Genomic DNA, 2,186 nt, shown 5'->3' with positions numbered 1-2,186 from the left:
GATGACGTCGGTGTCGAACTTGTCGTAAGAGTCCGTGACTTTGACGGCGATGCCGCTCTGTTTGGTGAACTCGTCGATGACCGGCTGCAGGAACGGCGCGCTGTGATACCAGTTCACGGTCAGCGGTTCTTTGTCCGCTGCATTCGCCAGCGATGCCATCCATGCGCCGGCCATGACCAAGCCGGCACGAAGCCACGGGACTCTGGGAAAACTCATTGACTCAAGCTCCTAGGGAATGACTCGGGTAGTGAGGCCTCGCCTATGCGTGCAGCTTTCAGCGCTGTTCGTGCAGAGGCGAGATCTTTTCGATGTACAGCAGTGCGTCGAACGCGGCTGCCGGTTTGATCTGGTTGTATTCTTCGCGAACATTGATATTGCGCACCGGCCTCGGCTGCTCAAACCAATCGCGCACATCACCTTCGCTCGGCAACTTGCGCAGATCGAGCAGGAAGCTGGGTTTGCCAACGCGGGACATCACGGCATTCAAGCTTTCAGGCTTGGACGGCGGCACCGGGCGGAGTTGATTGTCGAAACCGAACATGCCGAGCCAGTCGCGTGTTTCGCCCCGGTGATACAGGGAGGCAATTACTACTATGTCATTGCCGAGCTGAGGATGAATGAACTCAGCCATCGTGCTATGTAACTGCTCATCGTCGGCCGGCAACATGCGCCACTTCGCCACGTGCGAGTTGTGCGCAAACACGAAGACTTTGCCCTTCGGGCCTTCCTGTTCTAAGACCCAACGCAGGTTTTCTGCTGCTGCGATATCGCGACCCTGGCCTTTCATACGGAAATGCGCCACCAACTGTCGCGCGGCGACGGCGTGGCGGTAGGCGCGTTGATATGCGTCGCTTGAACTCTTAGCCGTCCACAGGACTTGATAGCGCTCGAACAGGCTTACGAGATCCTGTGCGGCGATGACTAGTTGATCTAGTTTTGCCGGCTCGGCGGTGGGCAACTTCGCGATGTTGAAGATCGGAAGTAAGGCCGAGAATCTGCTTTCGATGGCGTCGGCGCGCTTGGTGTCGATGGAACGGAGATAGTCGAGCGCTGGCTGCACGAGCAGGCGGCCGTCAGGCTTGGTCGATCCGCTCATCTCCAAGCCGTAGAAACGGATCTTTCGCGAGGTGGCTGCTTTAGCGTTGTACGCCCGCATCCATTCGATCAGTGCGCGATTCTCTTCGAATGAGGCTGCTGTCCATGAGAAGACACCGTGAGTCGCAGCATCGACGGGCACGGGCTTGCCATTGACGTAGTCATCTGTGACCCAGCCCTCAGCAACGCTGGTCTCCGCAGCGATCGCGGTAAAGCCAAGATGCTCGACGGCGTAAGCAAACATTCGATTGCGCAGGGTCCAGAGTTCGCTCGCGTTGTGCGTGCCTTCACCGAAGGCCAGCACCCGCGCGTCGCCTACGATGGTCTTGAGAGGTGCAAAGTCGTCGCCGAGCGCCACAGCGTGTTCGGCGGACCAAGCGACCACCGATTTCGTATCGTCAATCGCGCTCGCCGCCATGAGCGGCATCACCGCGAGCGCAGCCAACACCCACGCGACGAGCCCGCGACGACTGATTCCGCCTGCTCGACGGCCACGCAGTTGATCTAGCCGGATCAGCCCACGGCAACTCATTTTGCACGCTCAAAGGCGACGTCTTTGATCCAGCCGAACTGGTTCGTGAGATCTAGCCCCTGGATGCGACCGGCGCGGTCGAGTTTGAAGTGCACGATCATCCGGTTGTCGACGTCGTAGAACTCATCTTGGAGCAGCGGCTCGAAGCGTAGCGGCTTGCCAGCATCGCCACGTTCCACGACCCGCGAAGTGAGTTTCCCCTGCTGCACACTAAATCGATAAGTGGCATTCAGCTCCGTGCTGACGTAATCGCCAGCGTAGCTAGACAATTCCGACGCCGTCGGTGACACAGGCTGCACGCGTGCGAACGCACCAGTCCCATACTTTCTTCCTTCAACCTGCCTCAAGGTGTCCGCAACGCCGCCAGCCGGGCCGTCGAACTCAATGATGATGTTCTCTTCATTCCGAAAGCGAGTCGGCGCGAGCGGTAGAAAATCATAGCGCTTCGCATCGCCATCGATGACAAGCATATTGTCACCAGCGCGCACCATCATAGGCAATCGCAGCTCCGGCTCGCGATACACACCCTCAAACCGCTGGAGCTGAGCACGCGTGAGTT

The 2,186-nt window shown here is 58.7% G+C and carries 2 protein-coding genes and 1 pseudogene; all 3 read right to left on the bottom strand.

Features of this window, described 5'->3' with window-relative positions:
• A pseudogene (locus JNL55_RS33400) lies at positions 1–216 on the bottom strand (hypothetical protein); the annotation flags it as partial.
• 58 nt (positions 217–274) lie between these two features.
• Positions 275–1,627 carry an erythromycin esterase family protein gene (locus JNL55_RS33395; RefSeq protein ID WP_293865031.1) on the bottom strand — a complete coding sequence of 451 codons (1,353 nt, stop codon included), beginning with the start codon at positions 1,625–1,627 and terminating at the stop codon, positions 275–277.
• A complete protein-coding gene (locus tag JNL55_RS33390) occupies positions 1,624–2,151 on the bottom strand; it encodes a hypothetical protein (RefSeq protein WP_293865028.1) in 528 nt (175 codons plus the stop codon). The genes JNL55_RS33395 and JNL55_RS33390 overlap by 4 nt, the downstream gene beginning before the upstream one ends.
• Positions 2,152–2,186: the final 35 nt, after the last annotated feature.

The organism is Steroidobacter sp. (assembly GCF_016790065.1).
GTDB lineage: Bacteria > Pseudomonadota > Gammaproteobacteria > Steroidobacterales > Steroidobacteraceae > Steroidobacter.
The sequence above is the reverse complement of the archived record's forward strand: the minus strand, read 5'-3'. Positions and strand labels throughout refer to the sequence as shown.